This window comes from Microvirga sp. CF3062 (assembly GCF_036314045.1).
Classification (GTDB): domain Bacteria; phylum Pseudomonadota; class Alphaproteobacteria; order Rhizobiales; family Beijerinckiaceae; genus Microvirga.
The window spans coordinates 405,442-425,801 of the sequence record NZ_JAYGGN010000001.1 but is presented as its reverse complement, the minus strand read 5'-3'; the positions used below and the strand labels follow the sequence as shown (position 1 = coordinate 425,801).

Sequence of the window (20,360 nt, the reverse complement as noted above, 5' to 3'; positions counted from 1 at the left end):
GCTCCAGCCAGCGAAGTGCGCTAGCCGCAAATAATCCCGGAAATGAGGATCGTTGCCGTGTTCATGAAGCCATCAATGCCTTTTCAGGCTGAAGTCGTCAAGATTTCCGAATTGGTAATCATGTTGAATTTGCACGATCGCATGAAACGGGTTCAGCTTGAGCGCGTTAGAGCTTTGTTCACGCACACTCGTGACATAATGGCACGAGTTCAAACAAAGAGGTCTACGATGCGCCGCGCATTTACCATGCTCGGAATGGGTACTGTCGTGTTTTTTGCCGCCGCGTCCCTGACGCTGCTTCCCAATGGTACCCAGGCCTCTTCCACCGAAGCGACCTTCATGATCCCCGCCGCCGATGGCTATGGCGTTGCGGAATGCCTCATAACAAACCAGGCTTGTGGCCAAGTTGTGGCAAACGCCTGGTGCGAGGCTCACGGATACGCCAAGGCCGTTTCCTTCCGGCAGGTTTCGCCCGACGAGATTACCGGAACCATCCAGAAGGCCTCCTTCGGCCCCAAGGATCCCCCGGTTTCGGTGACCTGCTCGAACTAGGGCCTATCAGCCCCGAACGGGCATCGGCGCCAGCATGGCCCGGGCAGTTGTCAGAACGGCTCGGGTCAGATCGGCCAGCAGAGGCCCGACGATCCGGCTCTGCTGCCAGTAAAGCGGCACTTCCAGAGGCTCCGAGGGCTCCAACGCCACAAGGCGGCCCGCGCGGATATGCTCCTGAACCATCGTTTCCAGGTTCATCCCCCATCCTAGTCCCGCGAGAGCCGCATCAACGAAGGCCTGGGATGAAGGCAGCCAATGGACCGGTGGCCTGATATCCACCCCGAGAGCCTGCCGCAGCCAGAGGGCCTGGAGCTGGTCCTTCCGGTTGAAGACGAGGCATGGCGCCCGAGCGGCCGATTGCTCGCTCAATCCGTCCGGCAGCCAACGGTCCACGAAACCCGGACTGGCTGTTGCGAGATAGCGCAGGGTTCCTAAAGGGTAACAGTTGCAGCCCTGGATCGGCTTGCCATGCGAGGTCACCGCAGCCACGACCTCGCCGCGCTGCAGCCACTCGGCGCTGTGGTCCTGGTCATCCACCACGAGATCGAACAGAAACCCTTCCGTCTCCGCCATCGCCGGGATGAACCAGGTGGCGAGGCTGTCCGCGTTGACGGCGATGCGCAGGGTCACCGGGCGAGACTCGGGCTGAAGCCCTGGCAGATTTTGGCGCAGGGCGCTTTCGAGAAGGGAGACCTGCTCCACGTGCTGGCACAGGCGCTGGCCGGCTTCGGTCGCCAAGCACGGTTGCCCCCGGATGACGAGAACGGCGCCGATCCGCTCCTCCAGCAGTTTGATCCGCTGGGAAACCGCAGAAGGCGTCACGTTCAGTTGCTGCGCCGCCCGCTCGAAGCTGCCGGTGCGCACCACGGCGGCGAGCGCGGACAGGAGGGCGTAATCCAGCATGAGATTAGTTTTTCTAAACCAAGAGCAGGGACTTTAACTGTCTTAATCCTAGGGCCCGGCGTAGGAGACGTCGACTCCTCTTACGGTATTCGACATGACCGCTCCTCTCCTCGCCGGCTTCCTGCTCGGCCTCAGCCTCATCCTCCCCATCGGGGCTCAGAACGCCTTCGTGCTGCGCATTGGTCTGCGTGGAGAGCATGTGCTTGCCGTGTGCCTTACGTGCGCGGTCTCGGATGCCGTGCTCATCCTGGCCGGCGTGTCCGGCTTCGCGCAGCTCAGCGCGCAGGTGCCCTGGGCCGAGACGGTTCTACGCTATGGCGGCGCCGCCTTCCTTCTCGTTTACGGAGCGCGTAGCTTCATGGCGGCCTTCGGGTCGGCTTCCTTGCGGCCGTCCGAGGCGGCACCGGAAACCTTAAGCCGGGTGGTCCTCACCTGCCTCGCCCTCACTTGGCTCAACCCGCATGTCTATCTCGACACGGTGGTCCTGATCGGCTCGATCTCGACTCAGTTCGATGAGGGCAAGGGCTTGTTCGCTGCTGGTGCCATGCTGAGCTCCTTCGTGTTCTTCTTTTCCCTCGGGTTCGGCGCTCGCTTCTTGAAACCCCTGTTCGCCCGGCCGGTCACATGGCGCATTCTCGACACCGCCATCGGCATCATCATGTGGGCGACGGCCGCGAGGCTGCTGCTGAACGACAGCGCAGGCTGAACCCTTTACGAGTTCATCCATTCCCCGCATTTCGGAGGCACCTCGGTGCCCCAGGGCATAAGGGGCACGGTCGAGGTGGAGTTCTTGGGCGAGCCCTCGATAGGCCGGTCCGAGTAGACCATGTAGACCAGGGTGTTGCGCTTCGCATCGCAGCCGCGGACGATCTGCATCTTCTTGAAGATGAGCGAACGGCGCTCGCTGAACACCACGTCGCCCTGGCCGAATTTTTGCTTGAACTTCACCGGGCCGACCTGCCGGCAGGCGAGCGAGATGTCGGACACTTCCTCGGCCACCCCGAAGGTGCCGGCGATGCCGCCGCGCTCCGGGGTCGTGTAGTGGCAGGCCACGCCCTCGACCACGGGATCGTCGATCCCGTAGACGGCGAGCTTGTCGTCAGGGGTGAGCGCCCGCCAGACAGTCGACTTCTTGAAGATCAAGTCGGGGTCCTGAGCCGCAGCGCCGGTGGCGGCAGCCAGGGTAAGGATTAAGCCTAAGGCAATTCGGGCAAGCATCGTCGGTTCGTCTCCCACAGTTACGCTGTCATGTGGGGATGCTTTCGGCTTTTGGCGAGGGGCTATTCCGGTTGATGACAGACGATGCAGATCTTGTTGCCGTCACGATCACGGAAATAGGCCCCGTAGTAGTTCGGATGATAATGCGGGCGCAGGCCCGGCCTGCCCTCGTCCGCCCCGCCCTGCTCCAGGGCTGCCGCATGGCAGGCGTCGACGACACTGCGGCGGGGTGCCAGCAATGCGATCATGGCTCCGTTGCCGATGCTCGGCGCCTCTCCGTTGAAAGGTCGCGCCACCAGGAACTGCGGCGGCCCGCCCGGTGCTCCCCACCCGACGAGCATGTCGTCCGCGTAGCGCACCTCATGCCCGAGCGGGGCGAAGACGGCATCGTAGAAGGTCCGGGCTTGAGCAAGGTCATTTGCCCCGATGGTCGTATGGGAGTACATGCTGGATCTCATCTCGGACTAGCCATTACAGGAAAGCTAGACAGCTTCCCCTGGAGCGGGCAAGGCGTTAACCACAATAGGGTCAAATTCAGGCGTCACATGACGGGCTCACCCGGCATAGGATGCCCAACGGACCGGCTCTGCGATCAGCTTTATGACAAAGACATCTTTTCTCCGCTCCCTCATCGCCCTGACGGCCTTCCTGGCCGCCGGACAGGCGGCACTCGCCCAATCCGCGCAGTGCCAGCGTTTCCAGGCCGAACTGGCGTCCCTCGGGCGCAGCGGCGGCAGCGCGCCGACCGACCAGATGCGCGCCCAGCGGGCGGAGATCAACCGGCTTGTCACCTATTACCGCAATATCGGCTGTGAGCGTGGCCCTCTCGGCTTCCTGTCCGGTCCCGCTCCTGCCGAATGCGGCTCCATCGCCACGCAGATCCGCCAGCTCGAGGCCGGCTATGCCCGCCTCGCCGCCCAAGGGGGTGACCAAGGGGAGATTGAAGCCCGGCGCCGGCAGCTCCAGGCTGCGGTCCAGCAGACCTGCTCCACGGAGCCCCGGGGCTTCTTCGAGTCGATCTTCGGTGCCCCGCGCCAGCCGCAGCAGCAGCAGATCATGCCCGAGGGCCAGCCCATTATCGCTGATGACGGACCTCGGCCCCTCGGCGGCGGACGCCTGATCTGCGTGAAGACCTGCGACGGCTCCTTCTTCCCGCTGACCACCCCGCCGGGCGGCGGCCAGAGCGCCAACGAGATGTGCCAGTCCCTCTGCCCCGGCACGGAGACCGTTGCCTATTCCTATCCGGGTGGCGACAACGGTCTCAACCGCGCTGCGTCGCTCTCCAGCGACCAGCCCTATACGTCACTGGCGAATGCCTTCAAATTTCGTAAGAGCTTCGACGAGAGCTGCGCCTGCAAGAAGCCCAACGAGAGCTGGGCGGTGGTGTTGCGCAAGGCCGAGAGCATGCTCACGCAGCGCAAGGGCGACCTGATCGTCACCGCCGAGCAGGCAGAGGAGCTGTCGCGTCCGAAGGTGCAGGCCGCCCGCAAGGCCGCCGACAAGAAGGCCGAGGACGAGGCCAAAGAGGCCGCCGAGATCGCCGCCGCCGCGCCGACCGCGAGCAAGGAATCGGCCGGCATCGGCCCGCAATCGATCGAGAACAGCACCGTCGTCCGCCAGGGTGAGGGCGCGAAGCGCGAGGTCGCCGCCGGCGACGGCCAGAAGAAGACCGTGCGCGTGATCGCGCCTGACGTGATCCCGGTTCCCAACGTTCAGAACTGACAGCCCTCCTGATGTCATGGCCGGGGCAGGCCCGGCCATCTCGATTGGAAAAGCGCGATGTCTCACCCATCGGGATCACCGGCACAGGGCCGGTGATGACGCCGGAGGTTATGAGAGCGCCTCCATTCCGCACCGCTTCTCGCCATGCTATCACCCCGGCATGAAACCACTCGATTCCCTGCGCATGCCCCTATCTGCTGGCGCGTCTGATCCGATCATTGCCGTATCGGGGCTGACCAAGACCTATGCCTCCGGCTTCCAGGCCCTGAAGAAGGTCGATCTGGAAATCCGCAAAGGCGAGATCTTCGCCCTTCTAGGCCCGAACGGAGCCGGCAAGACGACGCTCATCAGCATCATCTGCGGCATCGTCAATCCGAGCACCGGGAGCGTCATCGCGGACGGCCATGACATCATCCGGGACTTCCGGGCTGCCCGCATGAAGATCGGGCTCGTGCCGCAGGAACTCACCACCGACGCCTTCGAGAGCGTCTGGGCGACGGTGACGTTCAGCCGGGGCCTCTTCGGCAAGCCGCCGAACCCGGCCTATCTCGAGAAGATCCTGAAGGACCTCTCCCTGTGGGAGAAGCGCGACAGCAAGATCATGACGCTCTCCGGCGGCATGAAGCGCCGGGTGATGATCGCCAAGGCCCTGTCGCACGAGCCCACGATCCTCTTCCTCGACGAGCCCACCGCCGGCGTCGATGTGGAGCTGCGTCGGGACATGTGGAACATGGTCCGCTCCTTACGCGAGAACGGCGTCACTATCATTCTGACCACCCATTACATCGAGGAGGCCGAGGAGATGGCCGACCGGATCGGGGTGATCAACAAGGGCGAGATCATCCTGGTCGAGGATAAGAATGTTCTGATGCAGAAGTTGGGCAAGAAGCAGCTCACCCTGCACCTCCAGAACCCGCTCTCGAGCCTCCCTCCCGGGCTGCAATCGGAGAACCTCCAGCTCTCCGCCGATGGCACTGAGCTCGTCTACACCTTCGACACGCAAAGTCAGGAGACGGGCATCGCGGGCCTCCTGCGCCGATTGAACGAGCACGGCATCGACTTCAAGGACCTGCAGACCTCCGAGTCTTCGCTGGAAGAAATCTTCGTCAGCCTGGTGCGGGGGCGCTCATGAACTTTTATGCAATCAAGGCGATCTATCTCTTCGAGATGGCGCGCACGTGGCGCACGATCATGCAGAGCATCGCCTCGCCGGTGCTCTCGACCTCGCTCTACTTCATCGTGTTCGGCTCGGCCATCGGCTCACGCATGGCCAGCATCGAGGGCGTGAGCTACGCCGCCTTCATCGTGCCGGGCCTGATCATGCTCTCCATCCTGACCGAGAGCATCTCCAACGCCTCCTTCGGCATCTACATGCCGAAATTCGCCGGCACCATCTACGAGGTCCTCTCTGCGCCGATCTCCGCGGTGGAGACCGTGATCGGCTATGTGGGTGCGGCCGCCACCAAGTCGATCATCATCGGCACGATCATCCTGATCACGGCACGGCTCTTCGTGGATTTCTCCATCGAGCATCCCCTGTGGATGATCGCCTTCCTGGTGCTGACCTCAGTCACCTTCAGCCTCTTCGGATTCATCATCGGCATCTGGGCCGATAGTTTCCAGAAGCTGCAGATCGTGCCCCTGATGATCGTGACGCCACTCGCCTTCCTTGGCGGCAGCTTCTATTCCATCAACATGCTGCCGCCCTTCTGGCAGACAATCGCCCTGTTCAACCCGGTGGTCTATCTGGTGAGCGGCTTCCGCTGGAGCTTCTACGGCGTCGCCGATGTGGGCGTGGGCATCAGCCTCGGCATGACGCTGGTGTTCATGCTGATCTGCCTTGCCGCCATCGGGTGGATCTTCAGGACGGGCTACAGGATCAAGGCGTAAGGCCTCGAATTCCATACACTCAACCTCATCCTGAGGAGGCGCATTAGCGCCGTCTCGAAGGAGGATCCAGTGCTCTCTGGAATCTCCTTCGAGATGCCCACTGCGTGGGCTCCTCAGGATGAGGGCAGTGGAATTCTGTAGGTTGGCTTTAAGCCGCCTGCCCTGCCAACCGCGCCCTCGCCCGCTCTGGCCCGATCAGCGGCAGGAGCGCTGCCAGCTCAGGCCCATGGTCCAGCCCGGTCAGCGCGAGGCGAAGCGGCATGAACAGCGCCTTGCCCTTCACGCCCGTGGCGGCCTTCACGGCCTCCGTCCAGGCCTTCCAGGTGGTGGCATCCCAAGGAACCTCCGGCAGAACGCCGGTTGCAGCCTCGATGAAGGCCTTGTCCTCGATGACAGGCGTTACGGGACCACGCACGACCTTGGCCCACTCGGCCGCATTTTGAACCTTCGTCAGGTTGCCGCGCACCGCATTCCAGAACGTCTCGCCTTCATCCGCGCGAAGCTGCGCCAGGCGCTCGCGAGCGACCTCGTAAGGCATCTCGTGAATGAGGCGGGCATTCAGATGCTCCAGCTCGCTCTCGTCGAACTTCGCCGGCGCGCGGGAGATATGCGAGAAGTCGATAAGGTTGGCGAGTTCGTTGAGATCGGCAATGGGTCGCACGGCCTCGGCCGAACCGACCAGCACCGCCAGTGACGAGACCGCCTGCGGCTCAAGACCGGCATCGCGCAGGCCCTTCACCGACAGATGGCCGAGGCGCTTCGACAGCCCCTCGCCGCTCGCCGTGATCAGCAGGCTGTGATGGGCGAAGGTGGGAGAGCCGGCGCCCAGAGCCTCGAAAATCTGGATCTGCACCGCCGTGTTGGTCACGTGGTCCTCACCCCGAATCACATGGGTGATCTTGAGGTCGATATCGTCCACTACCGACGGCAGGGTGTAGAGATAAGTCCCGTCCTCGCGCACCAAGACCGGATCCGACAGCGAGCTGCAATCCACGTGGCAATGGCCGCGCACGAGGTCTTCCCAGGCAACGTTCGTCGGTTCCAGACGAAAGCGCCAATGGGGCTTACGGCCCTCGCCTTCGAGTTTGACGCGGTCCTCGTCCGTGAGCTTCAGGGCCGCCCGGTCGTAGATCGGCGGCATGCCGCGAGCGAGCTGGCGCTTGCGGCGGAACTCCAGCTCCTCCTGCGTCTCGTAGCAGGGATAAAGGCGACCGGCCGCCTTCAACCTCTCGGCCGCGGAATCATAGAGCGCGAACCGCTCCGACTGCCGCACGATCACGTCAGGCGGGATGCCGAGCCAGTGCAGATCCGTCTCGATTGAATCCGCATATTCCTGCTTCGACCGCGCCAGATCGGTATCGTCGAAGCGCAGGATGAAGGTGCCCCCCTCACGCCGCGCATAGAGGGCGTTGAGCAGGGCGACGCGGGTGTTGCCGATATGGATGTGCCCGGTCGGGGACGGAGCGAAGCGGACGATGGGTTTGGACATGGGCCAACCCTATGGCGAAGGGAGCGAAGGCGCGCAAGGGGTGATGGGCCTTTGATGGCACTCAGGCCTTCATTCCCCTCCCCCTTGTGGGGAGGGGCAGGGGTGGGGGTGCTGGCGCCAGACCTGTATAGGCTATCGCTCACACCCCCACCTCCAACTCCTCCCCACAAGGGGGAGGAGGGCATGCGGAGCGTGTCCTACACGTCCATTGAACCGGTGCGCGGCTTGCCGATGGCGCGCTCCAGGGCTTCGTCCTTCTGGTGGGCCGCCAAGCCCTGATCGCGGTAGCGATTGACGATGGGATAGCGGCGGTCGCGGCCGAAATTCCGGCGCGTCACCTTCACGCCGGGAGCCGCCTGCCGGCGCTTGTACTCGGCGATGTAGAGCAGGCGCTCCACCTTCTTCACCACCTCCAGATCGTAGCCCTTGGCCACGATCTCCGAGACCCGCAGCTCCTGCTCCACGAGCCCGCGCAGGATCTCGTCGAGATCCTCGTAGGGCGGCAGCGAATCCTGGTCCTTCTGGTTCTCGCGCAGCTCCGCGGTGGGCGCCTTGGTGAGGATGTTCTCGGGGATGACGACCCCATCCCGCCCGAGCGCACCCTTCGGCTTCCAGCGGTTGCGCAGGGCCGAGAGGGAAAAGACCTCCATCTTGTAGAGATCCTTGATCGGATTGAAGCCGCCGTTCATGTCGCCATAGATCGTGGCGTAGCCAACCGACATCTCCGACTTGTTGCCGGTAGTCAGCACCATGGATCCGAACTTGTTCGAGATCGCCATCAGGATCGTGCCGCGGGCACGGCTCTGGAGGTTCTCCTCCGTGATATCCCGCTCCCGCCCCGCGAACAGGGGCTGCAGCGCGGCTTCAAAACCCTCCACGGGCTCGGCGATCGGCAGGGCATCGTAGCGCACCCCGAGCGCCTTGGCGCATTCTTCCGCATCCTTCAGGGATTCGTCCGACGTGTAGCGGAAGGGCAGCATCACGCAATGCACACGATCCGCCCCCAGCGCATCCACCGCCATGGCGGCGCAGATGGCGGAATCGATGCCGCCGGACAGCCCCAGCACCACGCCGGGGAAGCGGTTCTTCTCCACGTAGTCGCGCAGGCCCAGAACGCAGGCGGCGTAATCGGCCTCCTCGCCCTCCTCCACGGTCACGACGGGAGCATCCCGGCAGACCCAGCCCTCCTCGCCCTTCTCCCAGGTGGTGAGCGCGATGGTCTCCTCGTAGGCCGGCAGCTGGCACGCCAGCGAGCAATCGGCATTGAGCACGAAGGAGGCCCCGTCGAAGACGAGCTCGTCCTGGCCGCCGATCTGGTTGAGATAGACCAGCGGCAAGCCGCTCTCGGTCACGCGGGCAGCCGCGATGTTGAAGCGCTCCTCCGTCTTGCCGCGCCAATAGGGCGAGCCGTTAGGCACGAGCAGCATCTCGGCCCCGGTCTCGGCCAGGCACTCGACCACGTCCCCGCTCCAGATGTCCTCGCAGATCGGAAGGCCGAGACGGATGCCGCGGAAATTGACCGGCCCCGGCAAGGGCCCGGCCTCGAAATTGCGCTTCTCGTCGAAGACGCCGTAATTCGGCAGGTCGACTTTGAAGCGGACGGAGACCATGCCGCCGTCGAGAAGCGCATAGGCATTGTAGAGGAGCCCTTCCTCCCGCCACGGCAGGCCGATGAGCATGCCAGGGCCGCCGTCCGCCGTCTCGCGGGCGAGCCGTTCGAGAGCGGCGCGGCAGGTATCCTGAAAGGCGGGCTTCAGCACGAGGTCCTCGGCGGGATAGCCCGCGAGGAACTGCTCGGCGAACATCACGATATCGGCTCCCATGCGGGCGGCCTCGGCGCGGGCCCGCCGCGCCATTTCTTCGTTGCCGGCTACATCGCCGACAATGGGGTTGAGCTGCGCGAGCGCGATCTTGAGAATGTTCTGAGCCATGGCACTTGCAGATTTAGCGCGCAGCAGGTTTCGCAGCAATGCGAAGGGCAAGCTTTCTCACGGCGCTCCAACGCCGATGTAACCACTCTGATCCGCCGCCCTGCTCAGGGTGCAAAGGGCATGTGAATGTGACGATCAATCAGCCGTTGCAAAGCTCAAGCTTTGTGGGAACCCGTTACTGTCTAGTTCGTTATTCCAACACGAATTATACGGGAGACTGACATGTTTAAAGGTGGCTTGCTTTGGCTCATCGGCATCCCCCTGCCGATCATCCTCATCCTCTTCTTCATGGGATGGCTGAGCTGAGTTCGAATACCAGTAGAGTAGCGTATGCGTAAAAGAAAAAGGGGCGCCCGAGGCGCCCCTTTTTCTTAAATCATCCAGCTGTTCATTCCGCCGCCAGGGCGGCCGGCTGTTCCCTTGATTGGCGCTCGCGTTTGATGAGCTCCGAGGTCAGGAACGCGATTTCCAGCGCCTGCTCGGCGTTGAGGCGCGGGTCGCAATAGGTGTGGTAGCGGTCGGAGAGGTCAGCATCCGTGAGCGCACGAGCGCCGCCGGTGCATTCCGTCACGTTCTTGCCGGTCATCTCCAGGTGGATGCCGCCGGCATGGGTTCCTTCCGCCTGATGGATGGCGAAGAAGTCCTGCACCTCGCCCATGACGCGCTCGAACGGCCGGGTCTTGTAGCCCGAACCCGCCTTGATGGTGTTGCCGTGCATCGGATCGCAGGACCACACAACCGTGCGCCCTTCCCGCTCGACCGCACGGATGAGGCCCGGCAGGTGATCGGCCACCTTGTCGGCGCCGAAACGGCAGATCAGGGTCAGGCGGCCGGCCTCGTCCTTCGGATTGAGCGTGTCGATGAGCTTGAGCAGCCCATCGGCCGAAAGCGACGGGCCACACTTGAGGCCGATCGGGTTCTGGACGCCGCGCATGTATTCCACGTGGGCATGGTCGAGCTGACGGGTGCGGTCACCGATCCAGAGCATGTGGCCGGAGGTGGCGTACCAGTCGCCGGTCGTGGAATCGACTCGGGTCATGGCCTCCTCGTAGCCGAGCAGCAGCGCCTCGTGGCTGGTGTAGAAATCGGTCGAGCGCATCTCGGGATGGGTCTCGGGATCGATCCCGATGGCCCGCATGAAGTTGATGCTCTCGGTGATGCGCTCGGCGAGTTCGCTGTAGCGCGAGGATTGCGGCGAATCCTTCACGAAGCCGAGCATCCAGCGATGGGCGTTCTCGAGATTGGCATAGCCGCCGGTCGCAAAAGCCCGGATCAGGTTCAGGGTCGCTGCCGACTGGCGGTAGGCCATGAGCTGGCGGCGCGGATCCGGCGTGCGGGCCTCCGGCGTGAAGGCGATATCGCTGATGATGTCGCCACGGTAGCTCGGCAGCTCCACGCCGTCGATGATCTCCGTGCCGGAGGACCGCGGCTTGGCGAACTGGCCGGCCACGCGGCCCACCTTCACCACGGGCGAGCCGCCCGCATAGGTGAGCACCACGGCCATCTGGAGGAAGAGGCGGAAGAAATCGCGGATGTTGTCGGCCGAATGTTCGGCGAAGCTCTCGGCGCAGTCGCCGCCCTGGAGCAGGAAGGCCTCGCCCTTGGCGACCTTGGCCAGGGTCTTCTTCAGCTTGCGGGCCTCACCGGCAAAGACGAGCGGAGGAAAGCCGGCGAGCTGCTGCTCGACGCTCTCAAGCGCCTCAAGGTCCGGATAGGCCGGAACCTGCTGGACCGGCTTGTTTCTCCAGCTGTCGGGCGTCCACCGCTCGGTCATGACACTTACCCCCGTGTCCTTTCTTCAATGCTCATCGTGCGCCGCAACAAGCGGCATGAAAGTGCACCTATACACGACATAAATAAAAACGCGAGTGCGGAGGCACTCTGCCTCGGTGCGACGATTCCGTCATCCCACCGCCACCGGATGCTTGACCACCACAGGCGTGCGCATCGTGACCAGTTCCTCCGCTGCCGTCGGGTGAACCGCGACGGTGCGGTCGAAATCGGCCTTGGTGGCGCCCATAGTGACGGCGATGCCGGCGAGCTGAATCATCTCGCCTGCGTCGTGTCCCATGATGTGGACGCCCACGACCTTGTCGGTGACCTTGTCGACGATCAGCTTCATGAAGACCCGGTCTCTGCCGCCCGAAAGGGTCGCCTTCATGGGTCGGAACGCGGTCTTGTAAACGTCGATCTCTCCGTAGATCGCCCGCGCGGCGGCTTCGCCGCAGCCGATCACGCCGATCTCAGGCGTGGAGAAGACGGCAGTCGGGATCAGGTCGTGATCGACAATCGTGGGCTTGTTGCCGAAAACCGTGTCGGCAAAGGCATGGCCCTCGCGAATGGCGATGGGCGTGAGGTTAGCCCGGTTGGTGACGTCGCCCACCGCGTAGATCGACGGGATCAGGGTCTGGGAATAGGCGTCGACTGGGATAGCCCCGACCTCGTCGACCGTGATCCCGGCACTCTCCAGGCCGAGCCCCTTGGTGTTGGGACGCCGCCCGGTGGCGACGAGCACCTGATCCACCACGAGGGTCGAGCCGTCGGACAGGGTGCCTGCGATGCCCTCGGCCGTTTTCTCCAGGCTTGTGAGGGTCCGGCCCAGGGCCAGGTTGATGCCGCGCTGAGCATAGGCCTCTCCCAAAGCATCTCGGACATCGTCGTCGAAGCCGCGCAGGAGCTTGTCGCCCCGGTGCAGGAGCGTGACCTCGCTGCCGAGCCCGGCGAAAACGCCTGCAAACTCGACGGCGATGTAGCCGCCGCCGACGACCATGATGCGCTTCGGCTGGGTCTCCAGATGGAAGACCTCGTTGGAAGTGATGCCGAGCTCGCCGCCAGGAATCACCGGCTCCAGTGTCGGATGGGCACCCACCGCCACGAGGATATACTGGGCGCGGATCCGGGCTCCGGTCTTGAGCACATGAACCGTGTGCGCATCCTCGATGACGGCACGGCTGTCGACGATCTCGACGCCGGCCTTCTCCAAGTTGGTCCGGTAGATGCCCTCCAGCCGGTTGATCTCCCTGTCCTTGTTTCGGATCAGGGTCGCCCAGTCGAAGCGGGTCTCACCGACGCTCCAGCCGAATCCTTGCGCCTCATGGAACTCCTCGGCGAAGCGGCTCGCATAGACCATCAGCTTCTTGGGCACGCAGCCGCGGATCACGCAGGTTCCGCCGACCCGGTACCCCTCCGCCAGCATCACCTTCGCGCCATAACCGGCTGCGATCCGGGCCGCGCGCACGCCGCCCGACCCGCCTCCGATGACGAAGAGATCAACATCGAATGAGGTCATGGCGCGGTCTCCGCTCAAATTCCGTGTTCAACAATTCATATAGGGAATGTTATCGGCCGACACCGCCCGACAGCCCTGCTCCGGGCACATGGCTGCCCGCCTGATCGTGTAGCTCTTACGCCAAGGTTCAACAGCGATAAAGCAGCAAGCGCTTGCCGCTCCTCACTTCCCTCTTTAGGGTCTGGCCAGGACGCTTTCACCCAACGTCAGCGTCAATGGAGGAAACCACATGACCCAGTTTCGCAAGGGCCTTTGGCGCAGCGCACTCACCGCTGCAGCCGTGGCCGGATTCGTGACATCGGCAGCAGCCCAGATGGAGCTCAAGATCATGGCGCCCGCAGCGCCGGGCGGCGGCTGGGACCAGACGGCCCGCTCCATGCAGCAGGCCCTGACCCAGTCCGGCACCGCCAAGAGCGCGCAGGTCACCAACGTTCCAGGCGCCGGCGGCTCCATCGGCATCGCCCAGCTCGTCAACAACTCCAAGGGCGACGGCAACCAGCTCATGGTCATGGGCTACGTGATGGTGGGTGCGCTGCTGACCAACAAGTCGCCTGTCACTCTCGATCAGACCACGCCCATCGCTCGCCTGACGACGGAATACGAGGCCATCGTGGTGCCGGCCGACTCGCCGATCAAGAACGCCAAAGATCTTGCCGCGGCTATCAAGGCTGATCCGGCCAAGGTGACCTGGGCCGGCGGCTCGGCAGGCGGCGTCGACCACATCGCGGCGGCACTCTTCGCCAAGGCAGCGGGCGCCGACCCGACCAAGATCAACTACATCCCCTTCTCCGGCGGCGGCGAGGCCCTGGCGGCCATCCTCGGCGGCAAGGTGACGGCCGGCATCTCCGGCTACGGCGAGTTCGAAAGCCAGGTGAAGGCCGGCAAGCTGCGCCTCATCGGTCTGACCTCGGCCACCAAGACGGCGAATGTGGATGTGCCCTCGATCAAAGAGCAGGGCATCGATCTCGAGATCGCCAACTGGCGCGCAGTCGTGGCCCCTCCCGGCATCTCCGCCGACCAGAAGAAGGCTCTGACGGACGCCATGGACAAGATGGCGAAATCCAAGGAATGGCAGGACATCCTGAAGGCCAAGGGCTGGGAGGACGCTTACGTCTCCGGCGATGCCTTCACCAAGGTTCTGGCCGAAGAGCAGGCCCGCACTAAGGACGTGCTCACGGCCGTGGGTCTGGTGAAGTCGTAAGCTCAAGCCTAGAATGAAGTCCGGAGCGCCGCGTTCACGAAGCGCGGCGCTTCTTTTTTGCAGGAATAGCCATGGCCACCTCCCCCCAGCGGCGCATCGACGTAGCAGGCCTCGTCATCGCCATCGTTCTTCTCGTCCTGGCCGGCGTGGTCTGGTGGGACATGAGCAAGCTTCAGATCCTGTCTCCTTACGATCTCGGCCCGAAGGTCATGCCCATCATCGTCTCGGGCGGACTCACGCTGCTCGCCATCGGCAATGGCATCTCCGCCTTCAGGGGCGACCTTCCAGTGCGTGACAGTCTGGACTGGAAGCCGATCATCCTGATCCTCGGGGCGCTTGCCTGTCTCATTGCGCTGATCCGTTTCGGCGGCGGCTTCATGATCGGCACTGCTCTGCTCTTCGCGGCGACCTCTACGGCTTTCGGGCGCCGGGCCTTCGTGACGGACTTCATCATCGGCGCGGTGATCGCCCTTATCGTCTACGTGCTCTTCGCCAAGCTCCTGACCCTGTCCCTGCCGGCAGGGCCGCTCGAACGCCTGTTCTGAGGCCACCATGGAAGCCTTCACCTCGCTCGCCGGCGGTCTTGCCGTCGCCATCCAGCCGGCGAACCTGCTTTTCGCGCTTATCGGCGTTCTTCTCGGCACTGCCGTCGGCGTGCTGCCCGGCATTGGTCCAGCGCTCACCGTGGCCCTGCTTCTGCCGATCACTTTCAAGCTCGACCCGGCAGGCTCGATCATCATGTTCGCCGGCATCTATTACGGCGGCATGTATGGCGGCTCGACCACAGCCATCCTCATCAACACGCCGGGCGAGAGCGCCTCCATGGCGACCGCGCTCGAAGGCAACCTGATGGCCAAGGCCGGGCGCGGCGGCCCTGCGCTCGCTACCGCGGCCATCGGCTCCTTCGTGGCGGGCACGATCGCCACCCTCGGCTTGACCCTTCTGGCGCCTTACCTCGTCGATATCGCCGTGAGCTTCGGCCCGGAGGATTACTTCGCCTTGATGGTCGTGGCCTTCGTGACCGTTTCGGCCACCTTCGGCGATTCCCCCGTACGCGGCCTCACCAGCCTGTTCATCGGCCTGATGCTGGGGCTCGTGGGCATTGACCTGCTCTCCGGCCAGTCGCGCCTGAGCTTCGGTGTGCCGGAGCTCTACGACAACATCGAGGTCACGACTCTGGCGGTCGGTCTCTTTGCCGTGGGCGAGGCGCTCTATGTCGCCTCCCGGCGCCATGTGCACGAGGAAAAGCTCGAAGCGGTTCGCGGCTCCCTTTGGATGACCAAGGAGGACTGGAAGCGCTCCTGGAAGCCCTGGCTGCGGGGAACGGCTTTCGGCTTTCCCATCGGCGCCCTGCCGGCAGGAGGCGCGGAAATCCCGACCTTCCTGTCCTATGCTACCGAGCGGCGGCTGACCAAGTATCCGGAAGATTTCGGCAAAGGAGCTATCGAGGGCGTGGCAGGCCCGGAGGCTGCCAACAATGCCTCAGCCGCAGGCACCCTCGTGCCGCTGCTGACTCTGGGCCTTCCCACTTCGGCCACGGCCGCCATGATGCTGGCCGGCTTCCAGCAGTACAACATCAACCCCGGCCCTCTGCTGTTTGCCCAGAACCCGGACCTCGTCTGGGGCCTGATCGCGAGCCTCTTCATCGCCAACGTAATGCTGCTGGTGCTCAACCTACCCCTGGTGGGTCTCTGGGTTCGCCTGCTGACGATCCCCCAGCCCTGGCTCTATGCCGGCATCCTGGTCTTTGCCACCATGGGCACCATCGCGGCCAATCCCTCGCCGGTGGAACTCATGATGCTCACGGTCTTCGGTGTGCTCGGCTTCCTGATGCGGCGCTTCGATTTCCCGATCGCACCGGTCATCGTCGGCATGATTCTTGGCCCCCTGGCGGAGAGCCAGCTGCGACGGGCGCTGTCGATCAGCCTGGGTGATCCGATGACGCTTCTGCAGAGTCCGATCTCGGCAACGCTGCTTACCATCGCCTTGATCGCCCTCGTCCTTCCCTTCTTCCTCAAGGGCCTGGGACGGTTCAAGGCTGTCGAGGACTGACCTCTCAAGAGCAGGGCTGAGAGCAGCCCTGCTCTCCTCCGCCGGAGAGGCAGCCATCTCAAACGTGGCTCCAACTTCCCGGCACCCCAGGGAATGATAGGATCAACGACGAACATATTTCGAATATTCTAGAATTATCGCTTGACGACCATCGCACACTGCTCCAGATTTATTTCCATGAACATCGAACAAGCAGCCAAGCAACTCGAAGCCCTTGGGAACCCGACCCGCCTTCAGGTCTACCGAATGCTCGTTCGGGCGGGCGAAGCAGGTTTGCCTGTCGGGCAGATTCAGGAGCGCCTCGGTGTCCCCGCCTCAACCCTTTCGCATCACCTTCAGCGCCTGCTTCTGACGGAGTTGGTGACGCAGGAGCGGCAGGCGACCACCCTGATCTGCCGGGCCAACTACCCGGTCATGAACGGCCTCATCGGCTACCTGGTCGACGAGTGCTGTGCCGATGCCACCTGTGCAAAGCCGATCAGAACCGCCGCAGCGTAATTTTTTTTGCCGCTAATTTCGATGTTTCTAGTATAAGCAAATGAGACGAGACATGGCAGCCTTCATCCCAGCTCTTCACCGTCTGATCCATGCTGCCCGTACCCGTCGGCAGGTCGCCATGCTGTCTGAACTGGACGATCACCTGCTTGAGGACATTGGACTCCGACGGACCGATGTTCGCACCGCTCTGGCGCAGCCACTTTATCGGAATCCTTCACGTATGCTGAGGGAACTCTGCTGTCAGGGAAATAACCTGTTCAAGCGCCTGCAGGATGCAATCGCCCCTGAACCTGTCGCCTGCTGCTGAACATCATCCGGAGGTAGCCCCTATGACATCATTTGCCGATTATCCTGTAGCCGTCATCGGCGCCGGTCCCATCGGGCTTGCGGCTGCCGCACATCTGATCCGACGCGGACTGCCCGTGAAGGTGTACGAGGCAGGCCTGACCGTGGGGGCGAATGTCAGGGACTGGGCCCATGTACGCCTGTTCTCGCCTTGGGAGTACAACATAGACCCGGTCGCCCGTGCCCTGCTGGAAACTCACGGCTGGAAGGAACCTCCCGGAAAAGCCATGCCGACGGGACGGGATCTGTATGAGGCCTACCTCGAGCCTCTGGCTGCCATCCCGCCCATGGCAGCGGTGATCGAGACGAAAGTCAAAGTCACAACCATCACGCGGCAGGGTGCCGACAAGGTATTGAGCCGGGATAGAGAGGCAAAGCCCTTCGTTCTCGCCATCCGGGATAGCAGCGGCCGCATGAGGCGCGACCTGGCGCGGGCGGTGATCGATGCCTCCGGCACCTGGACCAGTCCGAACCCGCTCGGGGGCGGCGGCATTCCGGCAGAAGGCGAGATCGATCATCAGGATCTCATCACCTATGGAATCCCGGATGTGCTTGGACGCGATCGCAGCGCCTATCAAGGCCGGAAGACGCTTGTCGTTGGCGCCGGACATTCGGCGGCCAATGTGCTCCTCGACTTGGCCCGGTTGGCCGAGCAAGAGCCCCGAACGTCCATTGTCTGGGCGACCCGCAGCGCGAACCTGATGCGGGTCTATGGCGGCGGAAGCGACGACCAGCTCCCAGCTCGGGGCGAACTCGGCTTCAGGCTCAAAGCGCTCGTGGAGAGTGGTCAGATCGCTCTGGTGCCCAACTTTTCTGCGACCCGAATTCGTGCCGCCCACGGTCAGGTCATTGTTTCGGATGAGACGGCTGGGGGCAAACGAGAGATTGGCCCCGTCGACCGGATCGTCGTCGCGACCGGCCAAAGGCCGGACCTGAACCTCACGCGGGAGCTGCGCCTCGACCTGGATCCCTGGTTGGAGAGCGCCAAGGCACTGGGGCCGCTGATCGATCCGAACCTGCACTCATGCGGATCCGTCCCGCCGCACGGACACCGGGAGCTCGCCCATCCGGAACCTGGCTATTACACAGTCGGCATCAAAAGCTATGGACGCGCTCCGACGTTCCTGATGCTGACCGGCTACGAACAGGTGCGCTCCGTCGTGGCAGCCCTTGCGGGTGATATGGAGGCTGCTGATGACACTCATCTCGTCCTGCCGGAAACGGGAGTGTGCTCGACGAACCGCGCCGCTGAGGGAGCGGCGGGCTCGTCTGGCTGCTGCGGCGGCCCTGCTCCTGCAAAGGTCGAGGCCTGCTGTGTAGCCGATGCCGAGGCAAAGGCCGAAGGCAAGACTGGATGTGGATGCGGCTCCGCGGATGCCGTGCTCCGGCAGGAAGCCGGGACTGTCGCGGAGCCGGTGGGTTGATTACTGCAGCTGATGACCGCGCTTGCTCATTTCATCACGGGCACGGGTCATCACGAACTGGGCAGTCTGCTGCGTCCAAGTGGCAAGATCCCGCACGACTTCATCGAGGATGCCCGGCTGGGTCTCCACGTACTTCCTGCCGGCCGGAGACTTGTAGAAGTCGGAGATGGTCTTCAGCTCGGCCTCGGTCATCCGGCTGGCGAAAGCCCGCGCGGCGTTGTCGACCATCTTCTGCTTTTCCTTGTCGAGCTCGGGCCGGAGCTGGGCGACGACCTGATCGAGGTCCTGCTTGATCTCCGGGCGGGTCACGTTCATCTGCTGCAATTGGTCGAGGAACGGCTCGACCATGGCGTCGAACGAGCGAGCCATGCCGGAGCTGATGGCTACATCGCGCGCGAGAGCCATGTGGCTGGCGCTCGGCTGCGCCTGGGCGAAAACCGGGCTGGCGAGCATGAACAGCGCGACGGAGGTCGCGGCCAAGCGTGAGGCGTTACGGATCATAAGTATGGCTCCAATCGTCATGGTTCTGGTCAGAGCTGACCGAGTTCGACGAGCCCGTCAGCGGTGGCGAGGATCGCCCCGGTGGCAAGGCCCAGGAAAAGACCGTGCTCCACGACGCCGGGAATGTTGTTCAGCGTCGAGGCAAGCACGTTCGGCTTGTCGATGCGCTCCAGATGCGCATCGAGAATGAAATGGCCGCCATCCGTCACGTAGGGTGCGCCGTCGGCGGCGCGCCGGAGGCGCAGTTCGCCGGTCATGGAAAGGGAGTCCAACAACCGGGCAATGGCGCGTTCCGTGGCCGTGAGGCCAAAGGGCATCACCTCGATGGGGAGCGGGAAGCGTCCGAGCTTCGTAACGAGCTTCGATCCGTCGGCGATCACGATCATGTGCTGGCTCGCGGAGGCGACGATCTTCTCCCGCAGCAGCGCGCCGCCGCCGCCCTTAATAAGGCGCAGGTCGTTGTCGAGCTCGTCGGCCCCGTCGACCGTCAGGTCGAGGTCCGGCGTCTCGTCGAGGGTGGTCAGCGGAATGCCCTCGCGCTGAGCCTGCTCGCGGGTCGCCTCGGAGGTGGGCACGCCCAAGACCTTCAGGCCACCCCGGACGCGCTCGCCGATGGCTTCAACGAAATGGGCCGCTGTCGAGCCGGTGCCAAGCCCCAGCCTCATCCCGTCGGTGACGACCTGGGCTGCCCTTTCGGCTGCTGCGCGCTTGAGAGTGTCGCTCACGAATATCCTCTGACATTAAGAAGGCGCCCGGCCGGAGGGCCGTAAGACCCGCCTCTAGCATGCCGGACTGCCTGGAAGAAAGAACGTTTCATGGATGAGCAGGCCCCGATAACCCGGCAAAGGGTCTCAAGGGCGCTGCGGCGAGGCTCCTGAGCCTGGGCTGACGCTGGGCGTCGCCAACGGGGCCGCCGCTGAGGAGGTTGCCGGCGACGGCGTCGTCTGCGGCGTGCACACCACCCGCTCGTCGAACACGTAGCAGATGCTCATCTGGCCGGTCCGGAAGTTCACCCGGAACACGCCACCTTCCCGCTCGTGGCGGGAGGCAACCAGCCCGTATTCGCCTGGAGCCTGGGCACCGGCGCCCTCGCCGGCGCTGAAGCACAGCGTCACGCCGATTGTGCCTTCCTGAAGACCATATTGGCAGGAGCTGACCTCGCCAGTGATCCGATCGATCCTATAAATACGGTTCAGGTCGGTCTGGGGGGCGGGAACGAAATCGTAGGACGCAGCCAGGGCGGGACCTACGAGGCCTCCCAACGCCAGGGTTGCGAAAACAAACACCGCGGAACCAGAAGGCCGCATTTATCACTCCATTCGGTAAGAACGAATCAACCTTAGGA

At 63.7% G+C, this 20,360-nt stretch carries 21 protein-coding genes; 11 read left to right on the top strand and 10 right to left on the bottom strand.

Features of this window, described 5'->3' with window-relative positions; all coding sequences use genetic code 11:
- Window positions 1–228: 228 nt before the first annotated feature.
- Window positions 229–552, top strand: a complete 324-nt coding sequence (locus VB618_RS02050; protein WP_329794827.1) for a hypothetical protein — start codon at window positions 229–231, stop codon at window positions 550–552.
- Between the two features lie 6 nt (window positions 553–558).
- Here VB618_RS02050 and VB618_RS02045 read toward each other — a convergent pair whose 3' ends face one another.
- Window positions 559–1,455, bottom strand: a complete 897-nt coding sequence (locus VB618_RS02045) for a LysR family transcriptional regulator ArgP (protein WP_329794826.1) — start codon at window positions 1,453–1,455, stop codon at window positions 559–561.
- A gap of 94 nt (window positions 1,456–1,549) precedes the next feature.
- On the opposite strand from VB618_RS02045, the gene VB618_RS02040 reads away from it, so the two are divergent.
- The gene (locus VB618_RS02040; protein WP_329794825.1) at window positions 1,550–2,161 is read left to right on the top strand and encodes a LysE/ArgO family amino acid transporter; all 612 of its coding nucleotides are present in this window, start codon (window positions 1,550–1,552) and stop codon (window positions 2,159–2,161) included.
- 5 nt (window positions 2,162–2,166) lie between these two features.
- Here VB618_RS02040 and VB618_RS02035 read toward each other — a convergent pair whose 3' ends face one another.
- Entirely contained in the window at window positions 2,167–2,673 is a 507-nt protein-coding gene (locus VB618_RS02035) for a CreA family protein (RefSeq protein ID WP_329794824.1), read from the bottom strand.
- 62 nt (window positions 2,674–2,735) lie between these two features.
- Complete coding sequence (locus VB618_RS02030; RefSeq protein WP_329794823.1) at window positions 2,736–3,119, bottom strand: VOC family protein; 384 nt, start codon at window positions 3,117–3,119, stop codon at window positions 2,736–2,738.
- Window positions 3,120–3,273: 154 nt separating this feature from the next.
- On the opposite strand from VB618_RS02030, the gene VB618_RS02025 reads away from it, so the two are divergent.
- The 3 genes from VB618_RS02025 (at window position 3,274) to VB618_RS02015 (ending at window position 6,285) form a co-directional block, all read left to right on the top strand.
- Window positions 3,274–4,395, top strand: coding sequence for a DUF2865 domain-containing protein (locus tag VB618_RS02025; RefSeq protein ID WP_329794822.1), 1,122 nt, complete (start codon window positions 3,274–3,276; stop codon window positions 4,393–4,395).
- 160 nt (window positions 4,396–4,555) lie between these two features.
- Window positions 4,556–5,527, top strand: a complete 972-nt coding sequence (locus VB618_RS02020) for an ABC transporter ATP-binding protein (protein WP_329794821.1) — start codon at window positions 4,556–4,558, stop codon at window positions 5,525–5,527.
- The gene (locus VB618_RS02015) at window positions 5,524–6,285 is read left to right on the top strand and encodes an ABC transporter permease (protein WP_329794820.1); all 762 of its coding nucleotides are present in this window, start codon (window positions 5,524–5,526) and stop codon (window positions 6,283–6,285) included. Before VB618_RS02020 ends, VB618_RS02015 begins: the two co-directional genes overlap by 4 nt.
- Before the next feature lie 148 nt (window positions 6,286–6,433).
- Here VB618_RS02015 and gltX read toward each other — a convergent pair whose 3' ends face one another.
- The 4 genes from gltX to gor form a co-directional block, all read right to left on the bottom strand.
- Window positions 6,434–7,774 (bottom strand): glutamate--tRNA ligase, encoded by a 1,341-nt coding sequence (gene gltX / locus VB618_RS02010; RefSeq protein ID WP_329794819.1) that lies wholly within the window; start codon window positions 7,772–7,774, stop codon window positions 6,434–6,436.
- Window positions 7,775–7,971: 197 nt separating this feature from the next.
- Window positions 7,972–9,705, bottom strand: coding sequence for an NAD+ synthase (locus VB618_RS02005; protein WP_329794818.1), 1,734 nt, complete (start codon window positions 9,703–9,705; stop codon window positions 7,972–7,974).
- Between the two features lie 388 nt (window positions 9,706–10,093).
- Window positions 10,094–11,479, bottom strand: coding sequence for a class II 3-deoxy-7-phosphoheptulonate synthase (locus tag VB618_RS02000; RefSeq protein WP_329794817.1), 1,386 nt, complete (start codon window positions 11,477–11,479; stop codon window positions 10,094–10,096).
- 129 nt (window positions 11,480–11,608) lie between these two features.
- Window positions 11,609–12,994 (bottom strand): glutathione-disulfide reductase, encoded by a 1,386-nt coding sequence (gor, locus tag VB618_RS01995; RefSeq protein ID WP_329794816.1) that lies wholly within the window; start codon window positions 12,992–12,994, stop codon window positions 11,609–11,611.
- 229 nt (window positions 12,995–13,223) lie between these two features.
- On the opposite strand from gor, the gene VB618_RS01990 reads away from it, so the two are divergent.
- From VB618_RS01990 to VB618_RS01965, 6 genes are all read left to right on the top strand, one after another.
- A complete protein-coding gene (locus tag VB618_RS01990; RefSeq protein ID WP_329794815.1) occupies window positions 13,224–14,195 on the top strand; it encodes a Bug family tripartite tricarboxylate transporter substrate binding protein in 972 nt (323 codons plus the stop codon).
- A gap of 71 nt (window positions 14,196–14,266) precedes the next feature.
- Window positions 14,267–14,740 carry a tripartite tricarboxylate transporter TctB family protein gene (locus VB618_RS01985; protein ID WP_329794814.1) on the top strand — a complete coding sequence of 158 codons (474 nt, stop codon included), beginning with the start codon at window positions 14,267–14,269 and terminating at the stop codon, window positions 14,738–14,740.
- Window positions 14,741–14,747: 7 nt separating this feature from the next.
- The gene (locus VB618_RS01980; protein WP_329794813.1) at window positions 14,748–16,247 is read left to right on the top strand and encodes a tripartite tricarboxylate transporter permease; all 1,500 of its coding nucleotides are present in this window, start codon (window positions 14,748–14,750) and stop codon (window positions 16,245–16,247) included.
- Window positions 16,248–16,424: 177 nt separating this feature from the next.
- Window positions 16,425–16,745: an ArsR/SmtB family transcription factor gene (locus tag VB618_RS01975; protein WP_329794812.1), complete on the top strand. Its 321-nt coding sequence runs from the start codon at window positions 16,425–16,427 to the stop codon at window positions 16,743–16,745.
- A 52-nt stretch (window positions 16,746–16,797) separates the two neighbouring features.
- Window positions 16,798–17,052, top strand: a complete 255-nt coding sequence (locus VB618_RS01970; protein WP_329794811.1) for a DUF1127 domain-containing protein — start codon at window positions 16,798–16,800, stop codon at window positions 17,050–17,052.
- 22 nt (window positions 17,053–17,074) lie between these two features.
- Entirely contained in the window at window positions 17,075–18,514 is a 1,440-nt protein-coding gene (locus VB618_RS01965; RefSeq protein ID WP_329794810.1) for an FAD-dependent oxidoreductase, read from the top strand.
- Here VB618_RS01965 and VB618_RS01960 read toward each other — a convergent pair whose 3' ends face one another.
- The 3 genes from VB618_RS01960 to VB618_RS01950 all read right to left on the bottom strand — a co-directional run bounded on the left by VB618_RS01960 (window position 18,515) and on the right by VB618_RS01950 (window position 20,322).
- Window positions 18,515–19,015 carry a DUF2059 domain-containing protein gene (locus VB618_RS01960; RefSeq protein WP_329794809.1) on the bottom strand — a complete coding sequence of 167 codons (501 nt, stop codon included), beginning with the start codon at window positions 19,013–19,015 and terminating at the stop codon, window positions 18,515–18,517. It lies immediately after the preceding gene.
- 29 nt (window positions 19,016–19,044) lie between these two features.
- The gene (rpiA, locus tag VB618_RS01955) at window positions 19,045–19,740 is read right to left on the bottom strand and encodes a ribose-5-phosphate isomerase RpiA (RefSeq protein WP_329794808.1); all 696 of its coding nucleotides are present in this window, start codon (window positions 19,738–19,740) and stop codon (window positions 19,045–19,047) included.
- A 126-nt stretch (window positions 19,741–19,866) separates the two neighbouring features.
- The gene (locus tag VB618_RS01950) at window positions 19,867–20,322 is read right to left on the bottom strand and encodes a hypothetical protein (protein ID WP_329794807.1); all 456 of its coding nucleotides are present in this window, start codon (window positions 20,320–20,322) and stop codon (window positions 19,867–19,869) included.
- Between the last annotated feature and the right edge of the window lie 38 nt (window positions 20,323–20,360).

Bases quoted from the DNA above. Each gene is read 5' to 3' on its own strand.
- VB618_RS02050 (WP_329794827.1), top strand. From the start codon at position 229: ATGCGCCGCGCATTTACCATGCTCGGAATGGGTACTGTCGTGTTTTTT.
- VB618_RS02045 (WP_329794826.1), bottom strand. From the start codon at position 1,455: ATGCTGGATTACGCCCTCCTGTCCGCGCTCGCCGCCGTGGTGCGCACC.
- VB618_RS02040 (WP_329794825.1), top strand. From the start codon at position 1,550: ATGACCGCTCCTCTCCTCGCCGGCTTCCTGCTCGGCCTCAGCCTCATC.
- VB618_RS02035 (WP_329794824.1), bottom strand. From the start codon at position 2,673: ATGCTTGCCCGAATTGCCTTAGGCTTAATCCTTACCCTGGCTGCCGCC.
- VB618_RS02030 (WP_329794823.1), bottom strand. From the start codon at position 3,119: ATGTACTCCCATACGACCATCGGGGCAAATGACCTTGCTCAAGCCCGG.
- VB618_RS02025 (WP_329794822.1), top strand. From the start codon at position 3,274: ATGACAAAGACATCTTTTCTCCGCTCCCTCATCGCCCTGACGGCCTTC.
- VB618_RS02020 (WP_329794821.1), top strand. From the start codon at position 4,556: ATGAAACCACTCGATTCCCTGCGCATGCCCCTATCTGCTGGCGCGTCT.
- VB618_RS02015 (WP_329794820.1), top strand. From the start codon at position 5,524: ATGAACTTTTATGCAATCAAGGCGATCTATCTCTTCGAGATGGCGCGC.
- gltX (WP_329794819.1), bottom strand. From the start codon at position 7,774: ATGTCCAAACCCATCGTCCGCTTCGCTCCGTCCCCGACCGGGCACATC.
- VB618_RS02005 (WP_329794818.1), bottom strand. From the start codon at position 9,705: ATGGCTCAGAACATTCTCAAGATCGCGCTCGCGCAGCTCAACCCCATT.
- VB618_RS02000 (WP_329794817.1), bottom strand. From the start codon at position 11,479: ATGACCGAGCGGTGGACGCCCGACAGCTGGAGAAACAAGCCGGTCCAG.
- gor (WP_329794816.1), bottom strand. From the start codon at position 12,994: ATGACCTCATTCGATGTTGATCTCTTCGTCATCGGAGGCGGGTCGGGC.
- VB618_RS01990 (WP_329794815.1), top strand. From the start codon at position 13,224: ATGACCCAGTTTCGCAAGGGCCTTTGGCGCAGCGCACTCACCGCTGCA.
- VB618_RS01985 (WP_329794814.1), top strand. From the start codon at position 14,267: ATGGCCACCTCCCCCCAGCGGCGCATCGACGTAGCAGGCCTCGTCATC.
- VB618_RS01980 (WP_329794813.1), top strand. From the start codon at position 14,748: ATGGAAGCCTTCACCTCGCTCGCCGGCGGTCTTGCCGTCGCCATCCAG.
- VB618_RS01975 (WP_329794812.1), top strand. From the start codon at position 16,425: ATGAACATCGAACAAGCAGCCAAGCAACTCGAAGCCCTTGGGAACCCG.
- VB618_RS01970 (WP_329794811.1), top strand. From the start codon at position 16,798: ATGGCAGCCTTCATCCCAGCTCTTCACCGTCTGATCCATGCTGCCCGT.
- VB618_RS01965 (WP_329794810.1), top strand. From the start codon at position 17,075: ATGACATCATTTGCCGATTATCCTGTAGCCGTCATCGGCGCCGGTCCC.
- VB618_RS01960 (WP_329794809.1), bottom strand. From the start codon at position 19,015: ATGATCCGTAACGCCTCACGCTTGGCCGCGACCTCCGTCGCGCTGTTC.
- VB618_RS01950 (WP_329794807.1), bottom strand. From the start codon at position 20,322: ATGCGGCCTTCTGGTTCCGCGGTGTTTGTTTTCGCAACCCTGGCGTTG.